Source organism: Bacillus sp. mrc49, from assembly GCF_002803435.1.
Genome location: NZ_PHNG01000656.1, coordinates 1 through 7,154, shown reverse-complemented (window position 1 = coordinate 7,154; position 7,154 = coordinate 1). Strand labels below are relative to the sequence as shown.

Annotated in this window: 10 protein-coding genes; all 10 read right to left on the bottom strand. The window is 38.0% G+C overall.

Translation table 11 applies throughout. The annotated features are described in order from the left end of the window. Positions 1-212, bottom strand: a 212-nt coding sequence (locus CVN76_RS09440; protein WP_157805616.1) for a hypothetical protein, incomplete at its 3' end; no start/stop codon positions are given. After that, positions 205-972, bottom strand: a complete 768-nt coding sequence (locus tag CVN76_RS09435; RefSeq protein WP_157805615.1) for a ParA family protein — start codon at positions 970-972, stop codon at positions 205-207. The genes CVN76_RS09440 and CVN76_RS09435, both read right to left, overlap by 8 nt. Further along, entirely contained in the window at positions 954-1,205 is a 252-nt protein-coding gene (locus CVN76_RS09430) for a hypothetical protein (protein ID WP_100531054.1), read from the bottom strand. The genes CVN76_RS09435 and CVN76_RS09430 overlap by 19 nt, the downstream gene beginning before the upstream one ends. A gap of 257 nt (positions 1,206-1,462) precedes the next feature. After that, positions 1,463-1,801 carry a hypothetical protein gene (locus CVN76_RS09425; RefSeq protein WP_100531053.1) on the bottom strand — a complete coding sequence of 113 codons (339 nt, stop codon included), beginning with the start codon at positions 1,799-1,801 and terminating at the stop codon, positions 1,463-1,465. A gap of 68 nt (positions 1,802-1,869) precedes the next feature. Then, positions 1,870-2,037, bottom strand: a complete 168-nt coding sequence (locus tag CVN76_RS30925) for a hypothetical protein (RefSeq protein WP_157805614.1) — start codon at positions 2,035-2,037, stop codon at positions 1,870-1,872. A gap of 2 nt (positions 2,038-2,039) precedes the next feature. Next, positions 2,040-2,357: a hypothetical protein gene (locus CVN76_RS09420; RefSeq protein ID WP_100531052.1), complete on the bottom strand. Its 318-nt coding sequence runs from the start codon at positions 2,355-2,357 to the stop codon at positions 2,040-2,042. Between the two features lie 144 nt (positions 2,358-2,501). Further along, complete coding sequence (locus tag CVN76_RS09415) at positions 2,502-3,404, bottom strand: DUF5776 domain-containing protein (protein WP_100531051.1); 903 nt, start codon at positions 3,402-3,404, stop codon at positions 2,502-2,504. 124 nt (positions 3,405-3,528) lie between these two features. Beyond that, positions 3,529-3,960, bottom strand: coding sequence for a phage holin family protein (locus CVN76_RS09410; protein WP_100531050.1), 432 nt, complete (start codon positions 3,958-3,960; stop codon positions 3,529-3,531). Position 3,961: 1 nt separating this feature from the next. Next, on the bottom strand, positions 3,962-4,402 hold the full coding sequence (locus CVN76_RS09405; protein ID WP_100531049.1) for a hypothetical protein: 441 nt from the start codon (positions 4,400-4,402) through the stop codon (positions 3,962-3,964). Positions 4,403-4,444: 42 nt separating this feature from the next. Beyond that, complete coding sequence (locus tag CVN76_RS09400) at positions 4,445-6,997, bottom strand: hypothetical protein (protein WP_157805613.1); 2,553 nt, start codon at positions 6,995-6,997, stop codon at positions 4,445-4,447. Between the last annotated feature and the right edge of the window lie 157 nt (positions 6,998-7,154).

Below are 7,154 nucleotides of genomic sequence, written 5' to 3'. Positions count from 1 at the left end.
AAATCTTTTTCGACTAAAAAAGTCGCCCTCTTATGTGTATCTTCAATACCTTTTCTATTCTTTTTCTCGTCAACTTCATTTTTAAATTTCCTGGCTGCTGCTTCTAATTTATCCTCTTTTACTTCAACTTCTGACACTGAGCTTTGTGTGTTTAATGATTTCTTTGCTTCTTCGGCCAAAGAGAATTGATTATTTAATTTTCCGTTACTCATAAATTAAATCCTCCAGTTCTTTATATAACAATTCATAAGTCTTTATCTTTTTGGTCTGCCGCTTTAATAGAGTAGCAGGCCTTTTAAAATAAGCGGTCGCATTTGGGAATTGTATTGTTCTAGGAATTAAAGTTTTAAACATTCTTATATTCTGTTTTTCTGCATAATTGTAAGCTTGCTCCAATAATTCTTTATGTAATTTTGTACTACTATCAACCATAGTTCCGACGATCCCTACTATTTCTAATTCAGAATTAACATTGGCTTTAAAATCGTTTACTACTTCTATTACGTTAATTAATCCATTTACGCCGAATAGTTCGGGCATAAAGGGAATAATAATTTGATCACTAACTTTTAATATATTCCCGGCTATTAGTTCTAAGCTGGGCGGTGTATCTATTAGTATTAAATCAAAGTCTTCTTTTAGATCCTCAACAAAATTTAGTAAATGTAAAAATCTTTCGGGTTTTATTTTAAAAATAAGGTTTGCAAGATTCCCACTAGAAGGCAAAAGGCTAAGACCTGGCATCACCTCGACGATAGCGTCCTTTGGTGAAGCTGCGCCCATAATTACGTTATAAAGGGTAATTTGAGAATATTCGACGCCTAAAGCTTGACTGGCGTTCGCTTGTGAATCTGCATCTATTAATAATACTTTCTTACCGTCTTTAACAGCCAGGGCAGCCAGGTTAGTTAATAGGCTTGTTTTCCCTACCCCGCCTTTATTCATAAGAACACTTAAAACTCTGCCGGCCATGTGTATTCCACATCCTTCCCGCATTCTTTAAGAGCTTGCAATTCTTTTAATATTAAATATTCTATGGTGTTTCCTTTATTTGCTCTTGATCTTATTTCTTGTGGTTTGTACTCTTTATAGTAATTAACTAATTGTGCCAAGTTATCAAGATTCTCGGGTTCTACTCGTACAGATAAAACCGTCTTTCTTTGAATTGCTAAAGTACCGTTTTTTCTCGGTCTGCCTCGGCTCATTGCATACTATTCCCCTTTCTAAACAAGTAAACTTATTACATAAACTTAAACTTGCATATATTGTTAAAATCTTTCCTAAATACTAGCACATAGACTTAACCTTTAAAAGAAAGAAATTAATTCTACTTTTAGTATACTCGTATAATTGAGAAAAATAATCAAGAAAATTAAGCCATGTTTATTCATAAAAAGGGATAATTCAACAAATACTTACAAACTCATAAAATAATCATGTTTAATTCAAAAAAAACAGCCATTTAAACGGCTGTTTTGTCTTTATGTATAGTTATTACGTTATCTTCAATTATGTAACCGATAGGAATAATTCTAGAAAGGCCCTCCAATAGAGTATTAGCCATACTATCAAATAAATATATAGATCCTTCATAGTTTGAAATACAAGCAACTTTTCTAGTGAAAATAATGTGTTTGTTATTATCTGCGATATATAGAGTTAAATAATGCTTAGATTCATTTGAAGTTATTTCTAAAAAGATTCTATATCCCTTATTAGGAATAGTATTAATTTTTATAGATTTTAAAGTATCTGTTAAAAATCCTTTTCGACTTGCTGGGAAGTTGTTTTCTGTATTCATGTTATACCTCTCTTTTACTTAGTTTACGTAAAACGTTTAAGTTTACTTTATAGAAAAAAGGGTACTGTCTACGCTTTTGGCTTTCTTGGTTTTTTATTATATTCCTTTGTAATTAAATGCTCGATAACGTTTGTTTTATCTGTTTTAGTTCCATCGCTACTAAAACGGACGACCAGGGTAGACAACTCTTCTATAACTTTTTCTTCTAGTCTAAAGGATCTCATTTTCTTAGTCATTTTCATGCTCTCTTTTCTTCATGTATTTTTACTTCTTCAATTACTTTGAAATTACTTTCAAACTTAAAAGCATTATGTAAAAACTCTATACCTGCAGAAGCCTGGTCCACTAATATAGATAAATCTTCTTTAGGATCTTTTATACTACTTAAGATAAAACCTTTTAATACTGTCCCGTTCCTTTTTAAAATTGCCACTAAAGTAGACTCTTTTGTATTCTTTTCACACTCAAAAGAAATACAATAATCACTATGCAAGTCCATTATATAGAACAATTTATTGCGTAATTGCTCGTGTGACATGTGAGAAATAACCACCATAACAACCCCTTTGTCATTTATTAAATTGTTTTAGTTTAAGTATTACGTTTACTTAAAGTATTATATTGTATTTACATTGTAAATACAATAGGGCAAAAGAAAAAACCCCTAAGCGTTTCGGCTGTAGGGGTCGGTCGTTTTCTATTAATTATACTTTTTCACATAGTTTTTATTTGCTGTTAGGTAAAACCCGCTTTTGGTTAACAGTCTTGGCGTCCCTGTTTTAGTGTATTTGATAGCCGTAATAGAGAACACTTCCCCTTTTTTATAAACGCCTGACTTTGTTTTATTGCTAAATTCTGCGCTTGTATAAAGAGTGCAATTTGATTTTAATTGTACTTTTTTAGGGTTATCCGTAAAATATCCCTCTTTTGGGGTTGTGGCAGCAACTACTTTTAGTTTTAAAGCCTGGCCCACTGATAGCACATCAGATTTTAAACTATTCAAAGCTTTTAATTGATCCACGGTTAAATCGTTATTTTTAGAAATTGAATAAAGCGTGTCGCCTTTTTTGACTTTGTACGTTTTAGAATCTGTAGGAGATGCTGAGTCTGTAGGACTTTCTTCGCTTTGTATCAACTCTATAAAAGTCTTCCAGGTATAGCCGTATTTTCCGCTTCTCATTTTAGAAGGACAATTCTTCCCGCTCCAATGGTTATGCTGGTACACATTTAAAATAGAGATACCTTCGTCTTTCATAATTTTTTTAACAAGCTTCGCTGCGTTTTCTACGGCTTTTTTATAGTTCCCGCCTTCGTTTACGCATATTTCTACATGAATGCTTTCTGTATTACCTTTAGTCGTTCCCCCGGCCCAGCATGCGTAAGAGTGATCAAAACTTTGTACGGATTCTTTATCGTCTACTGTCCAATGCCAAGAAGCTGAGCGGGTATTTCCGTCCTTTTGTAAACGTGCGTGGGCGTCGGCGTCTGCTGTAGATCCTGGGTTATCTGTTTCATGGATTGTAATTGATTTTTTACTATTCACTTTCCCATAAGTTACTTTCCCGGCTATTGCTGCGCTTACTATGTCTTTTCTAATTTCCACTTTAAAAACCCCTTTAGAATTTATTTGTTATGTTATAGTTTACGTTTATGTTTACATAAATGTATACATGTAATCAAAATTGTTTACATTTACTTTCTAGTCTTTAAGGTTGGCCCGAAGCGGCTTAAGCCTCCTTGTCGTCATTGGATTCCACTAACTGAATTAATCTTTTTTTAATGAATATAGGAACTTTCACGCCCACCGCTCCGAGATTTTCTAAAACGCTTATACCCTCCATTCCTAAATAAAACAAAATGGCTGCCGTTCTAAAAGTGTGTTCAGATCCAAAGGTTTGTTCAGAACCTAAAATAACGTCTAGAATGTGAGCTAAAATAATAACTATAAAAATAAGGGCTTTCTTCATGAAGCCCCTATAAGCGATCTTTGAATCTAATTTTTCGTAATACCAGCCTTTATAAAACCCGGTTAATATCTCAATAACTAAAACTAGCGCTAAAAAACTAAGCAGGGTACTCCACCCGCCAAATAAAAAAGCGGTACCGCCAAATAACAGACCCGCTGCCAAGTCTGTTAAAAAATCCTTAATATAATTCATTCTATTTTTCCTCCGCCTTTTGCTTTTCTTCTTCATCAACCCGAAAGGCTTCACAAAGGTAATTAAAAGTGTCCGCTTCCGTGCCGCCAATTTCCTCATCATAATTAAATAAGATTTCCTTAACTGTTTTGATCATTTCTCTATTTCCTTCACCTTCAAGAACGATTTCTTCCTCCAATAGTTCTTGCTGCTCTTTTCTGAATTTAAATACATCATCAATATTAAAATTACCTTGCTCATTCCTTTTAGGGTTGCCCTCTTCGTCTACCCCTGTATATTCTTTGATCAATTCAAGTTCATTTTCTCCTAACTCTTTAAGCCTCTCACTTAAAATCCTTACCAATTTAGATCTATGACGAGATTGTTTACCTCTTAAAGTCATTCCATATAATAATTCCACACTTGATTTTAAATACATGTTTTTGATCAATACTTGTTTCATTGTTGTTTCCTCCCAGGATATTTTAATTTTAACGATTCTTGTTTAAGCGGCGGTTTCTAATTGTGTGACTCTTCTTTTCAGTGAATCAATTTCTTCTTGATGTTCCCGTTTCAGTAAAACGATTTCTTCTTGATGTTCCCGAACAATAGGAATAAGCAAAGTCCAAAGACGATCATACATGAGGCCCTCTACTTCGCGCGTTCCATCTTCCTTAAATTCACCGTATGAAGCATATTCAGCAAGTCCGGCGGCAATAACTTCCTCTGCTATCAGTCCCGGAACTCTCTTGATTGCGGGAATATCAACCTTGTCCCAATCAATCAATTCCCCTCTTTGTTCTGCGGTCAATGTATCGGCGTAAATCTCTGTAGCAGCCTTGTCATACCAAGTTCTAGGATTAACCTTTAATATGTTGTAAGGGTCAGACTTAACGTCCTCAATTTCTAACTTATATTTCTTGGCTGAGGTTACCCGGCCAATTGTTCCCGCACTGGTAACGAACATATTTACAGGGTCCGAGTATGTCCTTTCATAAATGCCGACGGCCCAAACCCTTGCGCCCGTTCCATCCTTACCAATGGATAGAGAACCACTACCACTAACTTGACTATCTAATACGGTTGTTCCGTCAGAAGTGTACGAACCACCTGAGTTTTGAATCCCGAATCTAGTGCCAGTAGTATAAATATTGCCTGTAGCGCCAATTGAAGCTCTTCGAGTAGAGCCAGTGAAGAATTGTAGAGAACCCGATTTATCAGAAGCGTCATCGGGCGACTCAAAGATTTTCCAATTGTTCCCGCCTAACCATTCAAGGCCCTCATTGCCGCCGGGATCATTAAAGGTTATGCGATTAACGTTTTGAATGTTGTTGTTATTCATATTCAATGGTCCGTTAAACCAGGCATCGGTAAATACTCCACCATAGTTAAAATATGCAGCAGAATCAAAATCGGCCCGTCCAGTGACATTCAACCATGGCGTTATGACTTTGGGCGTTTCTACTAAGGCGGCAGAAAATCTGGTCTGATTTAAAAAGCGACCGTTCGTATCATATTCGCTAAAAAGGATATAATGGGGTGCTAAATCTAGTTCATACTGTGTGCGCCCGTCTGCATAATTCCTCATCATCCATATTGTCCCGGAATCTATGTGAAGATCACTTGCATTCCCCCGCCCTGCTAGTGTTTCTATTTCCGGGTTTACGTTGGTTACAAAAATCTCCCCTGCCGCCATTTGAACAAAAGTGGTCCCTTGATCGTATTGAGCTTTATTAGAAATACGTAATTCCCCACCCTTAATTTTACCGAGACTTCCAGAAATAGCAGAAAGATCATCCACTTTCAATTGAGTAGCCGTTATGGATCCGTCCACAATCAATTCGCCGGAATATCGTTTACGTAGTTCAAGCTGCCGCATGTAATAATAGCCGGTTGTGTTGTTGTCTTTCTCTACTTGAAAAACTACTTGCTTAATCACTTTCCCGGCCGTTGGTTCGGCGGTAATTTTAAGGGTTAAAGCGAATTTTGCAGCCGTGCTGCCTTGTGCTAGACCAACACTTGCGGTCCCTGCATTCGAATAGGTTGCGTCCGTATAGTAATAACGCATAATCGCGGTGATACCAAAGGCAGCATCTTTGTATCCCATCCCAGCAAAATAATATTCATCACCTATTTTAAACTCTCTAGTTAGAGCTTCCATAACCCGGTAACCTGCATAAGCAGCCGGACCCATCTTGAAATATTTCAGATTAGAAACATCTGCCGTGGTATATCCATTAGGGTTATTATCTGCATCTATTTGAGCGGCGTTAGTAAAATCACCAATTCCGATTTGTTGGGCTAAAACCGTGTTGGCTTCAAGCATTCCACCATTCATTTGAATAATGCCGTTTTTAGCATTGCCTTTCCACTTGGTAACCGTATCGGATGAGTTGTCCCAGGCTGTCCAATCACTAGCATTATATTTAGTACGAACATAGGTAACGGACGGCACTGCAGTAGATCCATGGACGGCATAAGTCTGCGTTACCGCCGTTCCCGAAGCAACTACATTTAAGGTTCCATACCCATTCGCTCCGGCTGGAAAATTTGGCGGTTTTGTACTTGCGAACCCCGCACGATAAACGCCTGACGTTATGATTGTGTTCCAATCTACTGTCGTGCTAGTCAATGCCCCTCTATCAATAAAACCGTCATTCCCCTTTGGTCCTGCTGGTCCTGCTGGCCCGTCTGGTCCCGGCGGCCCTTGGCTTCCAGTGCCTCCAGTAGGTCCCTTTGGCCCTTCGGGTCCTTGTGGTCCCTGGATAAGGCTCCATTCATAATCTGCAGCGTTTGTACTCTCCGTTTGGGTGGTCTTGTTATAGGCAATGCCTATATAAGTTTTCCCTATCGGACTATCAGAAATAGTCCCCCCTGCGCTGGTGGTTCCGTATTTGATCCAAGTATAAGTGGGAAGCCCATTAGGGCCGGTAGGACCTTGCACCCCTTGATTACCTTGGGGGCCAGTTGGGCCAGCTGGTCCCTCTACTAAACTCCACTCATAATCAGAATAAACGTTAGATTCTGTGGCCGTAGTTTTGTTATATGCTAGACCCATATATTTTTTCCCGGAAGGACTGTCCGACATTCCCGCCGTCGGGCTGTCTGCATATTTTAGCCAAGTATAGAGCTGTACACCGTCGGTTCCTTTAGGCCCTTGTATACCTTGTGAACCCTGCGGCCCCTGCGGGCCTGTAGGTCCTGTATTTCCCTGT

What these genes read in the sequence shown, in the direction of transcription:
- CVN76_RS09435 (WP_157805615.1), bottom strand. Translation starts at nt 972, where the DNA reads ATGGCCGGCAGAGTTTTAAGTGTTCTTATGAATAAAGGCGGGGTAGGG.
- CVN76_RS09430 (WP_100531054.1), bottom strand. Translation starts at nt 1,205, where the DNA reads ATGAGCCGAGGCAGACCGAGAAAAAACGGTACTTTAGCAATTCAAAGA.
- CVN76_RS09425 (WP_100531053.1), bottom strand. Translation starts at nt 1,801, where the DNA reads ATGAATACAGAAAACAACTTCCCAGCAAGTCGAAAAGGATTTTTAACA.
- CVN76_RS30925 (WP_157805614.1), bottom strand. Translation starts at nt 2,037, where the DNA reads ATGACTAAGAAAATGAGATCCTTTAGACTAGAAGAAAAAGTTATAGAA.
- CVN76_RS09420 (WP_100531052.1), bottom strand. Translation starts at nt 2,357, where the DNA reads ATGGTGGTTATTTCTCACATGTCACACGAGCAATTACGCAATAAATTG.
- CVN76_RS09410 (WP_100531050.1), bottom strand. Translation starts at nt 3,960, where the DNA reads ATGAATTATATTAAGGATTTTTTAACAGACTTGGCAGCGGGTCTGTTA.
- CVN76_RS09405 (WP_100531049.1), bottom strand. Translation starts at nt 4,402, where the DNA reads ATGAAACAAGTATTGATCAAAAACATGTATTTAAAATCAAGTGTGGAA.
- CVN76_RS09400 (WP_157805613.1), bottom strand. Translation starts at nt 6,997, where the DNA reads ATGGGTCTAGCATATAACAAAACTACGGCCACAGAATCTAACGTTTAT.